The sequence below is a fragment of the Streptomyces sp. NPDC020747 genome, assembly GCF_044334695.1.
GTDB lineage: Bacteria > Actinomycetota > Actinomycetes > Streptomycetales > Streptomycetaceae > Streptomyces.
Map to the genome: position 1 here is coordinate 32,721 of NZ_JBIRTJ010000009.1, position 22,553 is coordinate 55,273.

Below are 22,553 nucleotides of genomic sequence, written 5' to 3' on the forward strand. Positions count from 1 at the left end.
GGCGGCGGCGGGGGGGCCGCGGGGGTGGCGCCCGGGGGGGGGGGGCCCCCCCCCCCCCCCCCCCCCCGCTTCTGTGTGTCGGACAGATTTCGTGCCGCCCGTTCCTTTTGCCAAGGATTAACCCGCACCTCTTGACGGCCCCTTGGCGGCGTTCTCACTATGTTCCTCATCGCGCAACCCATAGTGCATTGCGCAACAGCAGAGGAGCTTGGTCGTGCCACACGAGGTCCGTGCCGTAGTCGCTGTGAAGAAGGGCGCACCCGTCGAGGTGCAGACGATCGTCGTTCCCGACCCGGGTCCGGGCGAGGTGCTCGTCGCCGTGCAGGCCTGCGGGGTCTGCCACACGGATCTGCACTATCGGGAGGGCGCGATCAACGACGACTTCCCGTTCCTGCTGGGCCATGAGGCGGCCGGCACGATCGAGGCGATCGGCGAAGGCGTGACCGACCTCAAGACCGGCGACTACGTGGTCCTGGCCTGGCGCGCCCCGTGCGGTTCCTGTCGCTCCTGTCGCCGCGGCCGCCCCTGGTACTGCTTCGACTCGCGCAACGCCACCCAGCCGATGACCCTCCTGGACGGCACCCCGCTCAGCAACGCCCTCGGTATCGGCGCCTTCGCCGAGAAGACCCTGGTCGCGGCCGGACAGGCGGTGAAGATCAACCCGGCGGCCCGGCCCGAGGCCGCCGGACTGATCGGCTGCGGTGTGATGGCCGGCTACGGAGCGGCCGTGAACACCGGCAACGTCGGCCGCGGTGACACGGTCGCCGTCATCGGCTGCGGCGGTGTCGGCAACGCGGCCATCGCGGGCGCCTGCCTCAACGGCGCCATGAAGGTCATCGCCGTCGACATCGACGACAAGAAGCTCGACCAGGCGGAGAGGTTCGGCGCCACCCACACGGTCAACTCGCGTGGCACCGACCCGGTCGAGGCCGTCCGCGCACTCACCGACGGACACGGCGTCGACATCGCCATCGACGCGGTGGGCCGCCCGGAGACCTTCAAACAGGCCTTCTACATGCGCGACCACGCGGGTCTGCTCGTCCAGGTCGGCGTCCCGTCACCGGACATGAAGGTCGAGCTCCCGCTGATCGACGTGTTCTCCCGGGGCGGCGCGATCAAGTCCTCCTGGTACGGCGACTGCCTGCCCAGCCGAGACTTCCCGTTCCTCATCGACCAGTACCTGTACGGCCTGCTGGACCTCAACGCCTTCGTCACGGAGACCATCGCGCTCGACCAGGTCGAGGAGGCCTTCGCCAAGATGCACCGCGGCGAGGTGCTGCGCTCGGTGGTGGTCCTGTGAGCGCCCGGGGGACCGTACGCATCGAGCGCGTCGTCACCTCCGGCACCTTCAGCCTCGACGGCGACACCTTCGACGTCGACAACAACGTCTGGCTGATCGGCGACGACGAGGAGGTACTGATCATCGACGCCGCCCTCCCCCAAGACTCCGACAAGCTCCGTCCCGGGGGGACCCCCATCGCCCGTACGATCCACCGGGCCGTGGCGGGCCGCCAGGCGGTCGCCGTCGTGTGCACCCACGCGCACGACGACCACGTCGACGCGGCGGCAGAACTGGCCGGGCTGACCGGTGCGCCGGTGCTCCTGCACCCCGCCGACCAAGAGCTGTGGGCCGCCACGCACCCCGACCGCAAGCCGGACGGCGAGCTCTCCGACGGACAGCGGATCGGCGTCGCCGGGATCGAACTCCAGGTGCTCCACAACCCCGGCCACACCTGGGGCAGCTGCTCCCTGTACGCCACGTTCCTCGACGCGGTCTTCACCGGGGACACCCTCTTCCGCGGCGGTCCCGGCGCCACCGGCCGCTCCTACTCCGACCGGCCGACCATCGAGGCCTCCATCCGCGACCGGCTGCTCACGCTGCCCGGCGACACGGACGTCCACACCGGACACGGCGAGGACACCACGATCGCCGCCGAACGCCCCAACGTGCCCACTCCATAGGCGCGTTCAACTCTCCGCTCCGCAGGCGCGTTCACCTCTCCGCCCCAATCGCGCGTTCATCCCCGCCACGACAACCCCCACCACGACAAGGAGGGGCATGTCCAGCACGCCCGAAACGAACCCCCGCGTGGTCATCGTGGGCGCCGGCATCGTCGGCTGTTCCCTCGCCGACGAGCTCACCGCCCGCGGCTGGACCGACGTCACCGTCCTCGAACAGGGACCGCTGCCCGCTCCCGGCGGCTCCACCTCGCACGCACCCGGCCTGGTCTTCCAGACGAACCCGTCGAAGACCCTCACCGAGTTCGCCCGGTACACGGTCGAGAAGTTCAACTCCCTCGAAGTGGACGGGGTCTCCTGCTTCAACCCGGTCGGCGGCCTGGAGCTCGCGACGACTCCCGAGCGACTCGCCGAGCTGCACCGCCGGGCCGGCTACGCCGCTTCCTGGGGCATCCGCGGCGAGATCGTGAGCGCGGCCCGGTGCAAGGAGCTCTGGCCCCTCATCGACGAGTCGGCCGTCCTCGGCGGCTTCCACACGCCCGACGACGGGCTGGCCCGCGCGCTGCTCGCCTCCCGCGCCCAGCTGGAGCGGGCCGAGAGCCGAGGCGCCCGTTTCCTGGACCGGCACACGGTCACCGGCATCGAGCAGGACGCCGGCAAGGTCACCGCGGTCGTCACCGACCGGGGCACCTTCCCCGCCGACCACGTGGTCTCGGCGGCCGGTTTCTGGGGCCCGGTCATCGGCCGCATGGCCGGTATCGACGTACCCCTGCAGCCGCTCGCCCACCAGTACGCGCGGACCAGGCCCCTCCCCGAACTGGCCGGGGCCACCGAAGAGGCCTCGAAGCCCATCCTCCGCTTCCAGGACCGCGACCTCTACTTCCGCGAGCACGCCGACCGCATCGGCATCGGCAGCTACGCGCACAAGCCGCTCCCCGTCGACCCGTTCGCGATCCTCGACTACGACGAGGCGCGCGCGAACGACATGGAGATGCCGTCCTCGTTCCCCTTCACCGAGGAGGACTGGGCGCCGAGCTGGGACGACTGCCGCCAACTGCTGCCGGCCCTGCGGGAGACGGAGATCGAGGAGGGCTTCAACGGCGTCTTCTCCTTCACGCCCGACGGCATGCCCGTCCTCGGCGAGTCCCGTGCGCTGCGCGGCTTCTGGCTGGCGGAGGCCGTGTGGGTCACCCACTCGGCCGGAGTCGCCAAGGCGGTGGCCGAGTGGATGGTCGACGGCCGCCCGGAGACCGACGCCCACGAGTGCGACCTCACCCGTTTCGAGGACGCCCAGCGCTCCCCCTCGTACGTCAGGGACCGGGGCTCGCGGCAGTTCGTCGAGGTGTACGACGTGCTGCACCCGCTCCAGCCCATGGAACAGCCGCGTCCGCTGCGGGTCAGCCCCTTCTACGCCCGCCAGCAGGAGCTGGGCGCGTACTTCCTGGAGGGCGGTGGCTGGGAGCGCCCGCACTGGTACGAGGCGAACGCACCCCTCGTCGCCCCGCTGGTCGACGCCTTCGGCCCGCTTCCCGAGCGCGATGCCTGGTCGGCGCGCTACTGGTCGCCGATCGCGGCGGCCGAGGCGAGGGCGACCCGTGAGAAGGTCGCCCTCTACGACATGACCCCCCTGCGCCGCCTTGAGGTCACCGGCCCCGGAGCCCTCGACTTCCTGCACGGCATGACCAGCAACAACCTCCGCAAGAAGCCCGGCGCGGTCACGTACACCCTGCTCCTGGACGAGACGGGCGGCATACGGTCCGACCTCACCGTCGCGCGGCTCGGCCCCGACCGCTTCCAGGTGGGTGCCAACTCCCCGGCGGACCTCGACTGGTTGACCAGGCACGCCCCGGAGGGCGTGCACGTCCGGGACATCACTTCCGGAACCTGCTGCATCGGCGTCTGGGGGCCGCTCGCCCGCGACCTCGTGCAGCCGCTGACCCGCGACGACTTCTCGCACGAGGGCTTCGGCTACTTCCGCGCGAAGGAGACGTATCTCGGGCATGTCCCGGTCACCGCCATGCGCCTGAGCTATGTCGGCGAGCTGGGCTGGGAGCTCTACACCTCCGCCGACCTGGGGCTCCGCCTCTGGGACACGCTCTGGGAGGCGGGCCGGGAGCACGGCGTGATCGCCGCCGGGCGCTCCGCCTTCAACAGCCTGCGCCTGGAGAAGGGCTACCGCGCGTGGGGCGTCGACATGACCGACGAGCACGACCCGTACGAGGCGGGGGTCGGCTTCGCCGTCCGCCTGGACAAGGGGGACTTCACGGGGATGGGGGCGCTGGAGGCCCGGGGTGAGCCCCGGCGCCGGCTCACGCCGCTGCTCCTCGACGACCCGGCGTCCGTCGTCCTCGGCAAGGAGCCGGTGTACGTGGACGGCTCCCCCGCGGGTTACGTCACCAGCGCGTCGTACGGGTACACGCTGGGCCGGTGCGTCGCCTACGCCTGGCTGCCCGTGCTCCCCACCGGGGCGAGCGTGCACGTGGAGTACTTCGGCGAGAAGGTGCCGGCCACCGTCGCCGACGAACCGCTCTTCGATCCGAAGATGACCCGAATACGGCGTTGATCACGAGCTCTGGAGGTCCCCTGTGTCCCCTACCTATGACGTGATCGTCATCGGTCTCGGCGGTATGGGCAGCGCCGCCGCCCACCATCTGTCCTCGCGCGGCGTGCGGGTGCTCGGGCTGGAGAAGTTCGGGCCGGTGCACAACCGCGGTTCCAGTCACGGTGGTTCGCGGATCACCCGGCAGTCCTACTTCGAGGACCCGGCGTACGTACCGCTGCTGCTGCGCGCGTACGAGTTGTACGAGGACGTGGAGCGGGCCACCGGCCGGGACATCGCGACGCTGTGCGGCGGTGTGATGGTCGGGCCCCCCGACTCACTGACCGTCTCGGGTTCGCTGCGCTCGGCCGAGCAGTGGGACCTGCCCCACGAGATGCTGGACGCGGCCGAGATCCGCCGCCGCTTCCCGACGCTCAGCCCGAAGGACGACGAGGTCGCGCTCTACGAGAAGAAGGCCGGCCTGGTCCGCCCCGAGAACATGGTCGCGGCCCATCTCCAGCTCGCCACCCGGCAGGGCGCCGACCTGCACTTCGACGAGCCGATGACCCGCTGGGAGCCGTACCGGGACGGAGTACGCGTCCACACGGCCGAGAACACGTACACCGCCAGCCAGTTGGTGATCTGCCCGGGTGCCTGGGCGCCCCAGCTGCTCACCGACCTCGGGGTGCCGTTCAGCATCGAGCGGCAGGTCATGTACTGGTTCCAGCCGAGGGGCGGGGTCCGGCCGTTCCTGCCCGAGAACCATCCGATCTACATCTGGGAGGACGCGGACGACGTCCAGGTCTACGGCTTCCCGTCCATCGACGGGCCGGAGCTGGGCGCCAAGGTCGCCTTCTTCCGCAAGGGCGTCGAGTGCACCCCGGAGAACATCGACCGCACGGTCCACGAGGACGAGATCGGGGCGATGGCGGACCACATGTCCCGCTGCGTCCCGGATCTGCCCGGCACCTTCCTGAAGGCCGCCACCTGCATGTACTCCAACACCCCGGACGAGCACTTCGTCCTCGCCCGGCATCCCGCGCATCCGGAGTCCGTGACGGTGGCCTGCGGGTTCTCCGGGCACGGCTTCAAGTTCGTGCCGGTCGTCGGCGAGATCCTCGCCGATCTGGCCCTCACGGGCACCACCGCTCACCCGATCGGCCTGTTCGACCCCCACCGCCTCGCCGCCGCGCCCGCCTGAGGAGCACGCACGTGACGACGACCCCCGTCTCCCCCGCCCCCGTCTCCACCCCCGGTCAGCCGGCGTCCAGCCTGATCGCCACCCTTCCCGGGCACTACTACACCGATCCGGAGATCTTCCGGGAGGAGCAGGAACGGCTCTTCGAGTCGATGTGGTTCTGCGCGATCCGCGGCGCGGACCTGGCCAAACCGGGCGCCTTCCGTACGGTCCAAGTGGGCCGAGAGAGCGTCCTGATCACCCGGTCCCGCACCGGTGAGCTGCGCGCCTTCCTGAACGTCTGCCGCCACCGCGGGGCCCGGCTCTGTCTGGAGGAGGCCGGTGAGGTCCGGCGCAATCTCCAGTGCCCGTACCACGCGTGGACGTACGACCTCGACGGCAGGCTGATCGCGGCGCCGAACCTGGTGAAGATGCCGGACGTCGACCGAACGGAGTACGGCCTGGTCAAGGTCGCGCTGCGGGAGTGGCTCGGGTACGCCTGGGTGTGTCTGGCCGACGAGCCGCCGTCCTTCGAGGAGTCGGTGATGGGCGCGGCCGTGGAGCGGCTCGGGAACGTGGCGGCCATCGAGCACTACGGCACGGAGAACCTCGCCCTGGGAAAACGCATCACCTATGACGTGAAGGCGAACTGGAAACTGATCGTCGAGAACTTCATGGAGTGCTACCACTGCGCGACGATCCACCCCGAGCTCACCGACGTGCTCCCGGAGTTCGCCGACGGCTACGCCGCCCAGTACTACGTGGGGCACGGCGCCGAGTTCGGCGAGGAGGTCAAGGGCTTCACCGTCGACGGCAGCGAGGGTTTCGGGAAACTTCCCGCAGTCGCGGAGGATCAGGACCGTCGTTACTATGCGATAACGGTCAAACCCACTGTGTTCATCAATCTCGTCCCCGACCATGTCATCCTGCACCGCATGTTCCCCCTCGCCGAGGACCGGACGATCGTGGAGTGCGACTGGCTCTACGCACCCGAGGTCGTCGAGTCGGGCGCCGATGTGTCGAAGTCCGTGGAACTCTTCCACCGGGTCAACGCCCAGGACTTCGAGGCCTGCGAGCGTACGCAGCCCGCGATGGCGTCCCGCGCCTACCGGAGGGGCGGGGTGCTGGTGCCCACCGAGCACCACATCGGGATTTTCCACGAGTGGCTCATTGGCATGCTGGGAGGCATGGATGGCTGATCTCTATATCGGCGGCACATGGACGAGCGCGCGGGAGAAGGGCACCCGCGAGATCCGCTGTCCGGCCGACGGTTCGCTGGTCGCCGTGGTGGACGAGGCGGGCCCCCAGGACACGGCCGACGCGATCGCGGCCGCTCGCCGCGCCTTCGACGACGGCCCCTGGCCCCGGACGCCCCCGAACGAGCGCGGTGACCTGCTGCTCCGGGTCGCCGACCTGCTCGCCCGCGACAAGGACGTACTCGCCCGCGCGGAGTCCCTCGACACCGGCAAACGCCTGGTGGAGAGCGAGTACGACATCGACGACATCGAGAACTGCTTCCGCTACTTCGGCCGGCTCGTCGCGAGCGAGTCGGGCCGGGTCGTGGAGACGGGCACGGAGGGCGTCGACAGCCGGGTCGTATACGAACCGGTCGGTGTCTGCGCGCTGATCACTCCCTGGAACTATCCGCTGCTCCAGACGGCGTGGAAGGTCGCCCCGGCGCTCGCCGCGGGCAACACCTTCGTCCTCAAGCCGAGCGAGCTGACCCCGCACACCGCGATCCATCTGATGCGCCTCCTGGAGGAGGCCGGGGTGCCCGCCGGTGTGGCGAACCTGGTCCTCGGCGCCGGTCCCGAGGCCGGCGCTCCGCTGGGCGACCATCCGGACGTGGACCTGGTGTCCTTCACCGGCGGTCTGCAGACCGGCCGCAGACTCATGGCCGCGGCGGCCGGGACGGTGAAGAAGGTCGCCCTCGAACTGGGCGGCAAGAACCCGAACATCGTCTTCGCCGACGCCGACTTCGAGACGGCCGTCGACATGGCGTTGACGGCCGTCTTCCTGCATTCCGGGCAGGTCTGCTCGGCCGGGTCGCGGCTGCTGGTCGAGGACTCGCTGCACGACCGGTTCGTCGACGAGGTCGTCCGCAGGGCCCGGCTGATCAGGCTGGGCGGGCCGTTCGACGAGCAGGCGCAGACCGGTCCGCTGATCTCGGCGGCCCACCGGGAGAAGGTCGAGGCGTACGTCGCCAAGGGCCTGGCGGAGGGCGCGGTCCTGCGCTGCGGCGGGGAGCGGCCGGCCGATCCTCCGCACTCGGACGGCTTCTACTACCCGCCGACCGTGCTCGACGAGTGCTCCAGCCCGATGTCGGTCGTCCAGGAGGAGTCCTTCGGGCCCGTGCTGACCGTGGAGCGGTTCACGGACGAGGCGGAGGCGGTGCGGCTGGCCAACGACACGATCTACGGTCTGGCCGGCGGGATCTTCACCTCCGACGAGGCGAAGGCCCAGCGGGTCGCGTCCGCGCTGCGGATCGGCACCATCTGGATCAACGACTTCCACCCGTACGTCCCACAGGCCGAGTGGGGCGGTTACAAGCAGTCCGGGTTCGGGCGGGAGCTCGGTCCTGCCGGTCTCGCCGAGTACCGCGAGACCAAACACATCTGGCGCACGACCAACCCCAGTCCACAGGGCTGGTTCTCCTGATCCAGGTCCCCATCCATGTCCCCAGGACCGGTTCTACGCATTCATCGTAAGAAACCGGCACTCCTCATGGTCAGAACCAGTCGCAGGCATCGTAAGATCCAGCCTTCTTCACCCCGAGATCCAGCACCCGCGCACCAACGATCCCGCACGAGCCGCACTCCCCTCCCGCCCGGGAGAACTCCCCCTTCCCAGGAGGCGCCTCATGACCACCACCGCTCAACCACCTGAGAAACAAAGTAACGACGACTCGGAACTCAACGAGTTCGGCTACAAGCCCGAGCTGAAGCGCACGCTCGGCAACTTCCACACCTTCGCCGCCGGCATCAGCTACATCTCCATCCTCACCGGCACCTTCCAGCTCTTCTACTTCGGTTACGGCAGCGGCGGGCCCGCCTACTGGTGGTCCTGGCCCATGGTCTTCGTCGGCCAGTTCATGGTCGCGCTCTGCTTCGCCGAACTCGCCGCCCGCTATCCGGTGGCGGGCTCCGTCTACAACTGGTCCAAGAAGGTGGGCAACCCGCACATAGGCTGGCTGGCCGGCTGGACGATGCTGATCGCCTCGATCGTGTCGATCGCGGCCGTGGCCCTCGCGTATCAGTTGACGCTTCCTCAGATCTCTTCCACGTTCCAGTTCGTGGGCGACGGCACCGGCAAGTACGACGTCGCCACCAACGCCGTGCTGCTGGCCTCCGTACTCATCATCTTCACCACCCTCGTGAACGCCCTCGGCGTGAAGCTGATGGCCCGGATCAACACGGCGGGCGTCTTCATCGAGCTGATCGCCACCGTCGTACTGATCGTGCTGTTCGCCGTGCACATCACCCGCGGACCGGGGGTCGTGCTGGAGACGAACGGCACGGGAGCGGGCCAGCCCGGCGGCTACCTCGGCGCTTTCCTGATCGCCTCGCTGGCGTCCGCGTACGTGATGTACGGCTTCGACACGGCCGCCTCGCTCGGCGAGGAGTCCCTCGACCCGTCGCGCAACGCGCCGCGCGCCATCATCCGCGCCATCGTCGCCTCGTTCGTCCTCGGCGGGCTCATCCTGCTGCTGGCGCTGATGAGCGTGTCCAGCCTGAAGGGCGACAAGCTGTCCACGGACGGCCTGCAGTACGTCGTCCTCAACGTGCTCGGCGAGGACGCGGGCAAGGCCATGCTGTGGTGCGTGTTCATCGCGGTCACGGTGTGCGCCCTGGCCGTCCACACGGCGGCGATCCGGCTGGCCTTCGCGATGTCCCGCGACAACAACCTGCCCGCCTCCGCCAAGCTGGCCAAGGTCCATCCGCGCTTCCAGACCCCGATCCTGCCCGCGGTGATCATCGGCATCCTGGCGCTGGCGATCCTGGTGGTCAACATCCGCCAGCCGCAGATCTTCACGGTCGTCACGAGTATCGGCATCATCCTGATCTACCTCGCGTATCTGCTGGTCACCGGGCCCATGCTGGTGGCCAGGCTGCGCGGCAAGTGGCAGCCCGCGGGCGACGGCAAGTTCTCGCTCGGCCGCTGGGGACTGCCCGTCAACATCGTCGCCGTGGTGTGGGGCACGGCCATGATGATCAACCTGATCTGGCCGCGCGCCGCCGTCTACAACGCGGCAGCCCCGTACCACTGGTATCTGCGCTGGGGTGCCGTCCTGTTCGTCGGCATCGTGATGGGCGGCGGTTTCGCCTACTACTGGTTCGTGCAGCGGCACCGCACCGGAGTCCTCGCCGAGCACCAGTACAAGTCCCCCGACACACCTCTCCCGCCCTCGTCTCCCGCGGCCACCCCGACGGCCGACTGAGCGCCCGATCCGAAGGCAGTACGTCGCAAGGACTCAAGGAGGTCAACTCCCCATGAACGAAGACGAGTTCGACTACGTCGTGGTCGGCGGAGGCACCGCGGGCAACGTGGTCGCGGCCCGCCTCTCCGAAGACCCGTCCGTCACGGTGTGCGTCCTGGAGGCGGGGCCCAGCGACGTCGGCGACGACGACGTCATGAAGCTGGAACGCTGGATGGGACTCCTTGAGTCCGGCTACGACTGGGACTACCCGGTCGAGCCACAGGCCAGCGGCAACAGCTTCATGCGCCACGCCCGCGCCCGCGTGCTCGGCGGCTGTTCCTCGCACAACTCCTGTATCGCCTTCTGGGCACCGGCCGAGGACCTGGACGGCTGGGCGGCCGCGGGCTGTACGGGCTGGAGCGCGGCCGAGCTCTTCCCGCTCTACCGGCGGCTGGAGAACAACGACGCTCCCGGCGAGCACCACGGCCGCTCCGGCCCGGTGAAGCTGCGCCAGCTGAAGAACGACGACCCCTGCGGCACCGCACTGTTGGAGGCCTGCGCCCAGGCGGGCATCCCGACCACCCCGTTCAACACCGGCAAGACCGTCGTGCGCGGGGCCAACTGGTTCCAGATCAACTCCGACGAGAACAACATCCGCCAGTCCTCGTCGGTCGCGTATCTGCACCCGATCCTCGGCAGGCGTCCGAACCTGGCCGTACGGACCGGGGTGCGGGCCAAGAAGCTCGTGCTCGACGGGCGGCGCTGCGTGGGCGCCGAGTACCTGGACCCGGACCTGATCCACACCCGGACGGTACGGGCCAGGCGCGAGGTGATCGTGTCGTGCGGCTCGATCGACAGCGCGAAGCTGCTGATGCTGTCGGGCATCGGCCCCGCCGAGCATCTGCGCGAGGTGGGTGTCGACGTGGTGGTGGACTCGGCCGGCGTGGGCGAGAACCTTCAGGACCACCCCGAGGGCGTCATCATGTGGGACGCCAAGCAGCCCATGACGACCACCTCCAGCCAGTGGTGGGAGGCGGGCATCTTCTACGACACCGAACCGGGCCTGGACCGCCCGGACTTGATGTTCCACTACGGCTCGGTCCCGTTCGACATGAACACGGCCCGGTGGGGCTATCCGACCTCCGAGAACGCGTTCTGTCTCACGCCGAACGTGACGAGCGCGAAGTCGCGCGGCACGGTGCGGCTGCGGACGCGCGACTTCCGGGATAAGCCCAAGGTCGATCCGCGGTACTTCACGCACGAGCACGACGCGCGCGTGATGACGTTCGGGCTGAAGCTGGCCCGGCGTATCGCGGAGCAGCCCGCGCTGAGCGGGTGGGCGGGGGCCGAGCTGGCCCCCGGGCCGGATGTCCGCACGGACGACGAGCTGCTCGACTACATCCACAAGACGCACAACACGGTCTATCACCCGTCCTGCACGGTGAAGATGGGCGCGGACGACGACGCCTCGGCGCCGCTCGACGCCCGGCTGCGGGTCAAGGGGATCGAGGGGCTGCGGGTCGCGGACGGGTCCGTGATGCCGGATCTTGTGGCCGTCAATCCGTGCATCACGACGATGATGATCGGCGAGAAGTGCGCTGATCTTTTGAAGGAGGACGCCCTGTAGGGGGTTGCGGGGAGCTGCGGGGCCATTGTGGCTGGTCGCGCCCACGCGGCGGAGCCGCAAATGTCACAGCCCCGCGCCCCTTAAGGGGCGCTGTTTGCCGGCCTCTTATACATGCGGGTCGCCGTGATCTCGGTGTGAACGGCCTCCCCGGCGGGAGCCTCCCGCGGCAGGCCCGGCCGAAGGTGTTCCTCCACGCTGATGTACTTCAGCCCGGCGCGGAGGTCCGCGTCGTTGCGCAGACGGATGACCAGGGGGAACTCGGCGAGCGCGGTCGTGTCGAACAGGCCCGTGGTGTAGAGGAGTTGGACACCGAGGGCGTCCGACACGGCCCGCTGGAGCTCCAGCAGATACGTCGCGTTGGCGCGGCCGATGGGGTTGTCGAGGAACAGCGTGCCGGCGTGGCGGTGCTTGTCGCTGCGGCCCCGGTCGTTGGAGCGCAGGGCCGCCATCGTGCAGTACAGCGCGATCGCGGCGGTGAGCAGCTGGCCGCCGGAGAACACGTCGCCCATCTGCCCGACCGGTACGCGCTCGGCGCGCAGTACGGCGTCGGGCTTGAGGATCTCGACGGCGACGCCCTTGGGCCGGAGTGCCGCGCCGACGCCTCTGAGCAGCAGGGACATTCCGTCGCGGCGCATGTCGGAGTTCTTCTTGACGGCCGCGCGGGTCGCCTCGTCGACGACCTCGCCGAGCCGCTCCGCGAGTGTCGCCTGGTCGGGCTCCTCGAACCGGATGCGCAGGAACTCCTGCCCCGACCACTCCCCGAGGCCTTCGGGGAGACGGGACAGCCGCTGGGCCGACCTGAGCGTGGCGAGCCCTGACTCCACGAGCCCTCGCAGCCGGTCGACGATCGAGTCGCGGTTGCGCTCCAGCTGCTCCAACTCGTCGGTCAGGACACGGAGTCGGGGCGCGAAGGCGTCCGCCCACTTCTGGGCGTGCTCGGGCAGGGAGGACGCCGGCAGCTCACGGATCTGCTGGCGGGCGGGCGTGCGCACCTGCTCGTAGCGCGTCGAGTTGGCATGCCTGACCAGTACGTCGCTCGCCTCGCGCACCGAGGTCTCCGCGGCGGAGAGGTCGGCGGCGCAGCCGCGCAGTGAACGGCGGGACTCGGCGGCGGAGTGCCGGGCCTCTTCGAGGGTGCCCGGGTAGGGCTCGGGCTCCTCATGCTCCTCGTCCACGTGCTCCCTGAGGAGGTCCCGGAGCAGGGCGGCCGTCTCGTCGAAACCGCCCGCCGCGTCCTCGGCGGCGCGGTGGGCGTCGAGCAGTTCGGTGTGGGACGCGCGCGCCTGGCTCAACGCCTCGGTGCGGGAGGCCAGTTCGCCGGTGGCGGTGCGCAGCAGGCTCTGTGCGTGCTCGGCGTCGCGCGGGACCAGGTCCTCGGGCAGTTCGGTGTGCGCCTCGCCGTCCTCGGGCGCGTGCCGCTCGGCCTCGCCCCGCAGCCGTCCGAGGTGCTCACTGGCGGTCGACATACGCGTTTCCAGCAGCTGGACCAGTTCCTCGGCGCGGGCCGCGGCGGCCTGCCGGGAGGGCCCGTCCGAGCCGTCGGTGGACTCCAGGAGCTGAGCGGCGCGCGTACGCACCTTGTTGCTCAGCCGCTCCAGCTCCGCGAGCGCCGCGCTCTCGTCGCTCTCCGCACGGGACTGCTCGGCCCGCAGGTCGGCGCCGACGCCGACCTGCTCGTAGAGCTGGGAGGCGGCGCGGTAGGCCTCGCGGAGGGCGGGCAGCGACGACTTCGCGGCGGCCGGGTCGGCCTCCGGTACGTCGTCGGGGGCGCCCGCGATCTCCGCGCGCTCGCCACGCAGGGCACGGGCCGTGCGACGGGCGTCGTCGGCGGCGCGCTGGGCGCCGCGCCGGTCCTCGTCGGCGGCGCGGGCGCGCTCCAGGCAGGACTGGGCGCGGGCCTCCGACTCGGTGGCGTCGTCGGCGAGTTCGCGCAGCTTGACCTGCCAGCCGGCGCGCTCGCGCAGTCGGAAGGCGAGTCCGGCGAGGGCGTCGGCGGCTCGCCGGGCCCGCTGCGCGGCCTCCTGCCGCTCGTCCCGTACGAGCGCCGCCTCGGCCGCCGACTCGTCGGCCTCGGCGCGGACCGTACGCGCCTCGGACAGCTCGGCCTCGGACTCCTCGGCGAACGCGCGTGCGTCGTGGGCCGCCGTGGCAAGCTCGGCGAGCCGCCCCGCCGGACAGCCGGTCCGCCAGGAGGCGAGCCGTGCGGCCAGCTCCCGGTCCTTGGCGAGCCGGGCCGCCAGCTCCCGGATCTCCTCGTCCCGTTCGGCCGCGCGCGTACGCAGCGTCTGCCGCTCCTCGTCGGCGGCGTGCTCGTCGTGCATGGCCGGGTTCGGCGGTACGAGGAAGACGTCCCCGTCGCCCGCGTCGGGGGCCGGGGTCGGGGCGAGCAGCGCGGCGGCCGTGCCGACGGCGACGGCGGAGCGCGGGAGCAGCGCGGCGTCGGCGAGGGCTTCGCGGGCCCTCGCGTGGGTGTCCGGGTCCGTGATGATCACGCCGTCGACCAGCTCGGGCCGCGCGGCGAGCACGCGCGCGTGGTCGACGGGGTCGACGGCCTGCGCGAGATAGCGCCAGCCGGGTAGCGCGGGGATGCCGTGCTCGCCCAGGTACTCCACGGTGGCCAGCACGTCGGGTCCTGGCGGCAGCAGTCCGCCGTCACCGAGCGCGCCGAGGATCCGCGCGTCGTCGGCGGCGGCGGTCCGCAGCTCGAAGAGCTGCCGCTCGGCGGAGGCGACCCCGTCGTCGAGGAGCTGTCGGAGTTCGTCGGCGTAGTGGTCCAACTCCTCGGCGGAGAAGGGGATTTCACTGTCGGTCCAGGCGTCCGCGGCCGGGCCGCCGCCGCGCCCCGCGCGAGCGCCCGCCGCGTCGGCGCCGCGTGCGGCCGAGAACTCCCGGCCGGGCGCGCGTCCGCTGCCACCGCCGGGAGCGGCACCCGGGACACGGCCCGACGCGTGCCCCTGCCCGGTCCCGTCCGCTCCTTCGCCGTCGGCCGTGCTCGCGGCGCCCTCGCCGGATGGCACGCCCGCGCCGTGTCGTGGCTGCGGCAATCCGCCGCGACCGGAGGCACCCGAACCACCGGAGGCACCCGGCAGGCTCAGCAGTTCGGCCAGCCGCTCCTCCCCCGCCAGCGCCCGGGCGGTCCCCCGCTCGGCGTCGTAGGCACGCTCGGCGGCTGTCGCGGCGTCGGCCGCGCGGGCCGCCGTGAGCTCGGCGCGGGACTCGGCGGACGCCGCCTCGCGGGAGTGCTCCGTCGTACGGCGGGACGCCTCGCGCGCGGTGTCCCACGCGGCGACGGCGGTCTTCTCCGCGTCACTGGCGGCCAGCGCGGCACGGGCCGGGTCGGCGTCGGGAGCGGTGTCGTCGAGCCACCCGGCGCGCACCGCCTCGGCGGTCTCCTGCTCGACCTCGCTGAGGCGCTGACGCAGATGGCCGATCTCGCTGCGGGCGCGCTGCGCCTCGGTGGCGGCGGACGTCGAGTCCCCGTGGGCGGCCTCGCCGACCTCCTGGAGCGCGGCGGACCGCTCCTCCTCCTCGTTGGCGACCGTCTCGGCCCCCTCGGCCGCGGCGTGCAGGGCCCGTACGAGATCGGCGGCCGCCTTGGCACGCGCGGCGAGCGCGGGCGCGGCGTCCCGCTCGGCCTCGCGGATGGCGACGGCCACACGCGCGGAGCGGTCGGCGGAGGCGCGGTGCCGCAGCACCAGCTCGGCGGCCTGCCACGCGGAGTGCAGCGTGCGCGCGTCGGCGAGTTCCCGCTTCTGCGCCGCCGCGCCCTTCTCGGCCCCGGCGAGAGCCAAGGAGGCGTGCCGGTAGGCGAGTTGGGCCGAGATCAGCGCGCTTCGCTCCCGGGAACTGTCGGCCTCGGTGACGCGGTGGGCGGCGGCGGTGACCTGCTGGGCGAGGTCGCCGGTGCGGCCCCGCTCCTGCCCCGCGCGCGCGGAGAGCCGCCGCGCCAGCGTCCTCGTACGCCGCTCGGCAGCCGCGTGGATGTCCCGTGCGCGCGAACGCGTCCCCGTCGCCTCGACGATCCGTCCGAGCAGGTCCACCGACCCGGCGGTGAACTCCCGCTCGGCGATCAGCTCGGCCCGCCGCCCCAGCTTGTTGCCGAACCCGCCGACCAGGTCGGCGAGCCCGTCGGTGTCCCGGGTGTCGGTGACCGCGCGCAGCAGCAGATCGGTGAAGTCGGAGTCCTTCTTGACGGCGAAGAGACCGGCGGCCTCGCCCTCGTCGGCGTTCATCTCGCGCTGGTAGCGGAAGAGTTCGGGGTCGAGGCCCAGGTCACCGAGGTGTTCGATCCACCGGTCGTGGATCTCCTCCCAGTGCACTTCGAGGTGCGGGTACGCCTTGCCCGCCTCGGTGAGCGCGTCCCGGAAGCCCTTCATGGTGCGCCGGCGCCCCTGCGCGCCCGAGGCGCCCTCGGCGGACGGCCGCACCGAAGTGGCCTCGGCGACCGGCAGGTTGTCCAGGCTCAGCCCGGGCCCGGGCCGGAACGAGTACCAGGCCTCCGCGAACTTCCGCGGATCGTTGGAGACCTGACGTCCCCGCCACTCACTGACCTTGCCGACCACGACGCACTCGCCGGTCAGCGTGTGCTGCCACTCCAGGGCCACATGCCCGCAGTCGTCCGCGAGCAGGAACTTCCGCAGCACGCCGGAGCTGGCGCCGCCCAGCGTGTTCCGGTGGCCGGGCAGCATCACGGAGAAGATCAGCTTGAGCAGTACGGACTTGCCGCCGCCGTTCTCCAGGAAGAGGACACCGGCGGGCGCGGGGCGGCGCGGCGGCCCGACGGGCTCCTCCGCGAAGAACTCCGCCTGCGTGGGCGCGGGGTCGGGCACGGGCTCGCCGACACCCCGCAGGTCCAGCACGGTGTCGGCGTAGCGCGCACCGGCAGGCCCGATGGAGTAGAGGCGGACCCTGGACAGCTCGTACATGGCGGCGGACTCTCGTAGTCGTAAAGGGAGTTGGGGCGGTCGGTCAGAGGGTCGGGGCGTCGAACCGGGGCCGGCGGGTCTCGGTCACTGGGCCGACCCCCAGCTCACGAGTGGAACGGCAGTCCGGCATCGGCGGCCAGCTCCAGGTCCTCGGCGTCCTCGGCGGGCAGCAGGCTGGCGGTGCCGTCGGTGACCGGCACGATGCCGAGCTCCAGCAGCTCGGCCATCGCGGCGCTGCCGGCCATGTCCCGTACCTGGAGCTGGTAGCGGGCGGTCGTCCGGTACGTCCCCCCGCCGTCGTCCCCGGTGCGCTGCAGGAACCCCGAGTCGGTGAGGAACGCGACGGCCTTGCCGATGATGCCGGTGGTCGAACCGGCGAGTCTTCGGGCGTCCTTGGTGGCCCCGGTGGAGCTGCGCCGTGCCCAGATCCGCCAGGCGGCCTCAAGGCCGGGTGCGTCGGTCGCCGGGTCGGTGTTCTCCCCGTGCTCGTCGGCCTGCTCCTCAAGCCGTCGACAGGCCTGCCGCACGAAGGCATCGACTCCGTTGACCGACACCCGGCCGATGTACCCGTCGTCGGCGAGATCCTCCGGCCGCGGGAACGCCATGGCGGCGACGGCGAGATGCGCGAGCCCGTGCAGGAACCGGTCCCCCGAGTCGGACGACGCCCGCCGCGCGTAGTCGCCCATCCGCACGGCGAACACCGAGTCCTCGGCCGCGGTCACCGCCATACCCGCCCGCGGGGACACCTCAAGCACCACGAGCCCGAGCCCGGTCGCCACGGCATCGGCCAGCCGCGCGAAGGCCGGATCCTCCCGGTACCTCCGCAACAACTCGGCGTACTCCTGGTCCCGCGCGGGCTGCAACTTCGGCTGCAGCCCGAAGGCCACGAGCCGCGCGGCATCGGCGGCGTCGGCGGGAGTGACGGCGCTGCTCACCGGCGCGGCGACAGCCTCCGGCTCACTCCACTCGACTTGCTCGGTCACGACTACTGCAACTCCCTGAACTCGAATACGGGGCTGAGGACTAGCGCCCCCTCAGGGGCGCGGGGCTGTGACACCTGCGGCTCCGCCGCGTGGGCGCGACCAGCCACGACCAACCCGCAGGTCACAGGCACCCCGCGGTTACCCGGCTCTCCCAGCGGAGCGTTCACGCCGCGTCCTTCCGGTCCGCCGCCATCCCCACCGCGTCCAGCAGAGCCATCCCCACGATCAGATCGGCCCCGCCGAACTCCGGATCCTCCAACTCGGTCCCGTCGTCCACGGCGAACAACAGCTTCTCCTCACCCTGCCGATACGCCGTACCGACCGGTGGACTGGCCGCGTGCACGGCCAGCAGGGCGAGCAGATAAGGCAGTTCGGGATCCCGGAGCCGCGCGTCGGCCAGCAGGCCGGACAGCCGGCGCGGCGCGTCGGCCGGCAGGTCGAGCAGCTCCATGGCAGAGGCGAGCTGCTCCTCGCTGAACCGGCTGTCGTCCGGCGTGGCGATCAGATCCGGCTCGGGCATCTCGGCACCGAGGTGCTCGCGCTCCACGGGGGGCGTCAGCAGAAGATCGACAAGATCCCCGACCCGAACCGACGCGGGTGTCCGAAGCCCCGTCCCACGGGCGAAGAACGCGTCGGTCACCCGCAGCGCCTGCTCGACGGGCAACGGCAGCACGGGCGCGACGAGATGCCCGTACAGATCTATCCCGGACGTCGTCATGGGCGTGGCGAAGGCCTGCCGGTCCTGCTCGGCACGGAACAGCGGCCCGGCCTCCAGGAGACGGGACTGCAGCTGCGTGTGGCGCCGGATGCAGTCCTTGACGATGTCGACGAGTTCGGCGGCCCGCCGCTTCTGCTCGGCGTCCTCCGACTCGTCCCGCGCCTTGCGGATGTTCGTGAGGATCGCGTTCTCGTGGCGATAGCGGTCGGCGACGTGGTCGAGCGCCTCGGCGATCATGTCGGGCACGGCCTGCAGCCAGTCCACCGCCCGTACGTTGCGCCGGGTCGCGTCCAGCGCCCTGCGGAGCGTCTCGGAGTACTGCACGGTCCGGTAGCGGGCCTGCTCGGCGGCGAGCTGCGCGTCCGCGAGCCGACCGCGACTGATCAGCACCTCCAGCTTGACCTCGGCGGCGATCTGCGCGCTGGTGACGTCGGTGTCGAGGGCGCCCACGAGAACGTTGACCGCCTCGTCCGTCGTACGGAGATACACGCTCCCTCCGTAGCCGGGCACCTCCTCGATGAGCTTGAAGTCGTAGTCCCGGCGCACGTACGAACCGTCGGGCGCGAACGTGCCGTACACGGCACGGAAGCCGCGGTCGACGCTGCCGACGTTGATCAGGTTCTCCAGGACCCAGCGTGCGACGCGCTCGTGCTCGGCGACGGGGCGGCGCGGGGCCTGGGCGGCGATGCGCGGGATGAGCCTGGCCACTATCTGGTCGTGGTCGGCGCCCGTGTCGAAGTCCATGTTCAGTGTGACGAGGTCGATGGCGGCGAGGGCCACCTCCGCCATCCCGTAGACCGAGTACTCACCCGCGAGGTTCGCCTTGCGTACGTCGAGGTCGTGCAGCGGCGCGGTGCAGGCGAGCGCGCGCAGCCGCCGCGCCAGTCCCTCGTCGGCGGCCGGGCCCGGTGCGGGTCGCGGCCCCGCGCTGAGCTGGGGCGGAACACTGTCCGTCGATGCAGGCGAAGTCACGGTGCACAGACTAGGTCCTCGGTCTGACATCGACCGAAACGCTCCGCTGGGATCACCGGATGGCTGCGGGTGGTTCGTTGTCCGCGGGTTGACCGCGGCTGGGCGCTCCCCCATTCTCGGCTTCGCTCGAGCGGGGGACCCCATCGCGCCCCAGCCGCACAGGTCACAGCCCCGCACCCCTAAGGGGCGTCCTCCGCCACCCGGCGGCCGTAGACCTCAACGACCCTTTTGCGTGAATCATCCAGGTATACGCCGAGCAGGGTCTCGGCCTCCCCGCGGTCGCCGCCCTGGAGGGCCTGCAGTATCTGACCGTTGCGGGCGAGGTACGGCTCGTGCAGCCGGCGGGGGTCGTCCACCAGGTGGAAGGCGAGGCGGAGTTCGGCGAAGACGCTGCGCATCAGTTCGTCGGTGCGGGCGCTGCCGGCGAGCGCCACCAGCTCCCGGTGGAAGTGGATGTTGGCCGTGCCCAGGCCCTTCCAGTCACCTTCGCGGGACGCCCGTCGCCCGTCGGCGACGGCCTTGGCGAGGCCGTCGACCACGTAGGGCGGTTCGCCGAGTCCGCGTACGACGGCGCATTCGACGAGGCTGCGGGTGCGGTAGATGTCCTCGACGTCCTCGACGGTCAGGACCCGCACGAAGACACCCCGGTTGAGCTGGTGGACCAGCAGCCGTTCGTGCGTGAGCAGCCGGAACGCCTCGCGCAGCGTGTTGCGCGAGACGCCGAGCGCGTTGCCGATGCTGTCCTCGGACAGCCGTGTGCCGGGAGGGAAGAACCCTTCGGCGATCCGGCTTCTGAGGATGTCCGAGACCCGCTCGGCGGTGCTGGTGCGACCCAGCAGCGCGCGGTCGTCCGCCAGTCCGTTCAGTTCGGCCACGCCCGAATTCAATCGTAGATACAAGAACGAAACAACACGGGTATTGAAGGATCGTTCAACGATCCTCTACCTTGCTAGTCAGGCACCGGCCACACGTCCCGGAGCCGACGGCTTCCGCACGCCACAGTTCGGCAACGCAAGTGCTTCCGCACGGCTCAGTCCCCAAGCACCCTCCCCTCCCTCATCTGTGAGGTGCCCATGAGCACGCCCCCTCCACCGCAGGCCCTGAACACCGAGACGCGCCCCGGAGCGGGTGAACCCATCACCGACGAGGGCGCGTTCGCCTGGCTGCGGGCACTGGGGCCGCGCGGCCGCCGCGCCTTCGGCGGCGCGTTCGGCGGCTATGCGCTGGACTCGTACGACTACTTCACGCTGCCGCTGAGCATGGTGGCCCTGTCCGCGTACTTCGGCCTCAACAGCGGCCAGACCGGGCTGTTCACGACGGTCACGCTGGTCGTGTCCGCGATCGGTGGCGCGGCCGCGGGTGTGCTCGCGGACCGCATCGGACGCGTCAAGGCGCTGATGATCACCGTCGTCACGTACGCGGTCTTCACCGTGGCCTGCGGCTTCGCGCCCAACTACGAGACCCTGCTGGTCTTCCGCGCTCTCCAGGGGCTCGGTTTCGGTGGTGAGTGGGCGGTCGGCGCGATCCTGGTCGCCGAGTACGCGAGCCCCAAGCACCGGGGGCGCACGCTCGGCGCGATCCAGAGTTCCTGGGCCGTCGGCTGGGGACTCGCCGTGCTGGTCTACACGCTGGTCTTCCAGTACCTCGACGACGACCTGGCCTGGCGCGTGATGTTCTGGACCGGGGCGCTGCCGGCCCTGCTGGTCATCTGGGTGCGCCGCAACGTCAAGGACGCGCCGGAAGCGGCCCAGCGCCGCAAGGACAGCCCCGAGAAGGGCTCGTTCGCCGCGATCTTCAAGCCGGGCACGGCCGCCGCGCCCGGACTGCTGAAGACGACGATCTTCGCGGTCCTGCTCTCCACGGGCGTCCAGGGCGGCTACTACACGCTGGCCACCTGGGTCCCGACCTATCTGAAGACGGACCGCGGGCTGTCCGTCGTCGGCACCGGCGGCTACCTCACGTTCCTGATCTCCGGGGCCTTCCTCGGCTATCTGACCGGCGGCTATCTCACCGACAAGCTGGGCCGCAAGCGCAACATCCTGCTCTTCGCGATCCTCTCGGCGATCTGCATCCTGGCCTACGCGAACATCCCGAGCGGCGCCAACACCCTTGTCCTGGTGCTCGGTTTCCCGCTCGGCTTCTGCATGTCGGCGATCTTCAGCGGCTTCGGCTCGTTCCTCAGCGAGCTGTACCCGACCGCGGTGCGCGGCACGGGACAGGGCTTCACTTACAACACCGGCCGTGCCGTGGGCGCGGTCTTCCCGACAGTGGTCGGCTTCCTCGCCGACAGCTGGGGCGTCGGGGGCGCGCTGGTCTTCGGCGCGATCGGATACGGTCTCGCGGCGCTGGCCCTGATCGGTCTGCCCGAGACCCGTGGGAAGGAACTTCTGTGAACCGGCCGCCGAGTACACAGCACCGCCCCCTGAACCTTCTCGACGACCACGCGCACGCGTGGAGCCCGGCAGAGGCACGCTCCCGGTTCCGCTCGGGCGTGACGGGTTCCACCGCGGGCTGCTCGGCGGGGCACGCCCAGGCGAACCTGATCTCGGTGCCGGCCGACTGGGCGTACGACATGCTGCTGTTCTGCCAGCGCAACCCGAAGCCCTGCCCGGTGCTCGACGTCACCGACGCCGGTTCCTGGACGACCGTCCTGGCCGACGACGCCGATCTGCGGACCGATCTGCCGGGCTACCGGGTGTGGGAGCACGGCGAGTTGGCCGAGGAGCCGACGGACGTGGTGGCCCACTGGCGCGAGGACCTCGTGTCGTTCCTGATCGGGTGCAGTTTCGCCTTCGAGTCGGCGCTGTCCGAGGCGGGGGTGCCGATGCGCCACATCGAGCAGGGGCGCAACGTCTCCATGTACGTGACCAGCCGCCAGTGCCGTCCCGCGGGGCGGCTGCACGGCCCCATGGTGGTGTCCATGCGTCCGGTGCCGCCCGAGCACCTGCCCACGGCGATCCGGGAGACCAGCCTGCTGCCCGCGGTGCACGGCAGCCCGGTGTACTGCGGCGATCCGGGCGGCCTCGGCATAGAGGACCTCGCCCGCCCCGACTTCGGTGATCCGGTGGACGCCGAGCCGGACGACATCCCGGTGTTCTGGGCCTGCGGTGTGACGCCACAGGCCGCGGTGATGGCCTCGCGGCCGCCGTTCGCGATCACTCACGCGCCGGGCCAGATGTTCATCACCGACGCCCGCGACGAGCAGTACCGCGTCGCCTGACCGGGAGGAACAGCAC

Annotated in this window: 14 protein-coding genes; 10 read left to right on the plus strand and 4 right to left on the minus strand. The window is 71.0% G+C overall.

All coding sequences use genetic code 11. The features are described 5' to 3' along the window. The first annotated feature begins 214 nt into the window (after nt 1-214). From ACH4YP_RS23400 to ACH4YP_RS23435, 8 genes are all read left to right on the plus strand, one after another. Nucleotides 215-1,300: an S-(hydroxymethyl)mycothiol dehydrogenase gene (locus tag ACH4YP_RS23400; protein WP_398492254.1), complete on the plus strand. Its 1,086-nt coding sequence runs from the start codon at nt 215-217 to the stop codon at nt 1,298-1,300. After that, on the plus strand, nt 1,297-1,962 hold the full coding sequence (locus ACH4YP_RS23405) for an MBL fold metallo-hydrolase (RefSeq protein WP_398492256.1): 666 nt from the start codon (nt 1,297-1,299) through the stop codon (nt 1,960-1,962). The genes ACH4YP_RS23400 and ACH4YP_RS23405 overlap by 4 nt, the downstream gene beginning before the upstream one ends. 97 nt (nt 1,963-2,059) lie before the next feature. Continuing rightward, entirely contained in the window at nt 2,060-4,522 is a 2,463-nt protein-coding gene (locus ACH4YP_RS23410; RefSeq protein ID WP_398492258.1) for an FAD-dependent oxidoreductase, read from the plus strand. Between the two features lie 22 nt (nt 4,523-4,544). After that, nucleotides 4,545-5,699 carry an N-methyl-L-tryptophan oxidase gene (gene solA / locus ACH4YP_RS23415; protein WP_361065567.1) on the plus strand — a complete coding sequence of 385 codons (1,155 nt, stop codon included), beginning with the start codon at nt 4,545-4,547 and terminating at the stop codon, nt 5,697-5,699. Nucleotides 5,700-5,710: 11 nt separating this feature from the next. Beyond that, entirely contained in the window at nt 5,711-6,874 is a 1,164-nt protein-coding gene (locus ACH4YP_RS23420) for an aromatic ring-hydroxylating dioxygenase subunit alpha (protein WP_398492260.1), read from the plus strand. Further along, nucleotides 6,867-8,333, plus strand: a complete 1,467-nt coding sequence (locus ACH4YP_RS23425; RefSeq protein ID WP_361065572.1) for an aldehyde dehydrogenase family protein — start codon at nt 6,867-6,869, stop codon at nt 8,331-8,333. Before ACH4YP_RS23420 ends, ACH4YP_RS23425 begins: the two co-directional genes overlap by 8 nt. A gap of 202 nt (nt 8,334-8,535) precedes the next feature. Further along, nucleotides 8,536-10,113 carry an APC family permease gene (locus tag ACH4YP_RS23430; RefSeq protein WP_398492263.1) on the plus strand — a complete coding sequence of 526 codons (1,578 nt, stop codon included), beginning with the start codon at nt 8,536-8,538 and terminating at the stop codon, nt 10,111-10,113. Nucleotides 10,114-10,165: 52 nt separating this feature from the next. Next, nucleotides 10,166-11,719, plus strand: coding sequence for a GMC family oxidoreductase (locus ACH4YP_RS23435; protein ID WP_398492264.1), 1,554 nt, complete (start codon nt 10,166-10,168; stop codon nt 11,717-11,719). An 80-nt stretch (nt 11,720-11,799) separates the two neighbouring features. Here ACH4YP_RS23435 and ACH4YP_RS23440 read toward each other — a convergent pair whose 3' ends face one another. The 4 genes from ACH4YP_RS23440 to ACH4YP_RS23455 all read right to left on the minus strand — a co-directional run bounded on the left by ACH4YP_RS23440 (nt 11,800) and on the right by ACH4YP_RS23455 (nt 20,192). Then, nucleotides 11,800-16,644 (minus strand): hypothetical protein, encoded by a 4,845-nt coding sequence (locus tag ACH4YP_RS23440; RefSeq protein ID WP_398492266.1) that lies wholly within the window; start codon nt 16,642-16,644, stop codon nt 11,800-11,802. Nucleotides 16,645-16,748: 104 nt separating this feature from the next. Next, nucleotides 16,749-17,627, minus strand: a complete 879-nt coding sequence (locus ACH4YP_RS23445) for a hypothetical protein (RefSeq protein ID WP_398492268.1) — start codon at nt 17,625-17,627, stop codon at nt 16,749-16,751. A gap of 163 nt (nt 17,628-17,790) precedes the next feature. Beyond that, nucleotides 17,791-19,317, minus strand: coding sequence for a hypothetical protein (locus ACH4YP_RS23450; RefSeq protein ID WP_398492270.1), 1,527 nt, complete (start codon nt 19,315-19,317; stop codon nt 17,791-17,793). A 179-nt stretch (nt 19,318-19,496) separates the two neighbouring features. Further along, nucleotides 19,497-20,192 carry a GntR family transcriptional regulator gene (locus ACH4YP_RS23455; protein ID WP_398492272.1) on the minus strand — a complete coding sequence of 232 codons (696 nt, stop codon included), beginning with the start codon at nt 20,190-20,192 and terminating at the stop codon, nt 19,497-19,499. 198 nt (nt 20,193-20,390) lie between these two features. On the opposite strand from ACH4YP_RS23455, the gene ACH4YP_RS23460 reads away from it, so the two are divergent. Both ACH4YP_RS23460 and ACH4YP_RS23465 read left to right on the plus strand, forming a co-directional pair. Continuing rightward, nucleotides 20,391-21,710: an MFS transporter gene (locus ACH4YP_RS23460; RefSeq protein ID WP_398492273.1), complete on the plus strand. Its 1,320-nt coding sequence runs from the start codon at nt 20,391-20,393 to the stop codon at nt 21,708-21,710. Then, nucleotides 21,707-22,537: a putative hydro-lyase gene (locus tag ACH4YP_RS23465; protein ID WP_398492275.1), complete on the plus strand. Its 831-nt coding sequence runs from the start codon at nt 21,707-21,709 to the stop codon at nt 22,535-22,537. Before ACH4YP_RS23460 ends, ACH4YP_RS23465 begins: the two co-directional genes overlap by 4 nt. The last annotated feature ends 16 nt before the right edge of the window (nt 22,538-22,553 follow it).

What these genes read in the sequence shown, in the direction of transcription:
- ACH4YP_RS23430 (WP_398492263.1), top strand. Translation starts at nt 8,536, where the DNA reads ATGACCACCACCGCTCAACCACCTGAGAAACAAAGTAACGACGACTCG.
- ACH4YP_RS23460 (WP_398492273.1), top strand. Translation starts at nt 20,391, where the DNA reads ATGAGCACGCCCCCTCCACCGCAGGCCCTGAACACCGAGACGCGCCCC.
- ACH4YP_RS23440 (WP_398492266.1), bottom strand. Translation starts at nt 16,644, where the DNA reads ATGTACGAGCTGTCCAGGGTCCGCCTCTACTCCATCGGGCCTGCCGGT.
- ACH4YP_RS23435 (WP_398492264.1), top strand. Translation starts at nt 10,166, where the DNA reads ATGAACGAAGACGAGTTCGACTACGTCGTGGTCGGCGGAGGCACCGCG.
- ACH4YP_RS23425 (WP_361065572.1), top strand. Translation starts at nt 6,867, where the DNA reads ATGGCTGATCTCTATATCGGCGGCACATGGACGAGCGCGCGGGAGAAG.
- ACH4YP_RS23410 (WP_398492258.1), top strand. Translation starts at nt 2,060, where the DNA reads ATGTCCAGCACGCCCGAAACGAACCCCCGCGTGGTCATCGTGGGCGCC.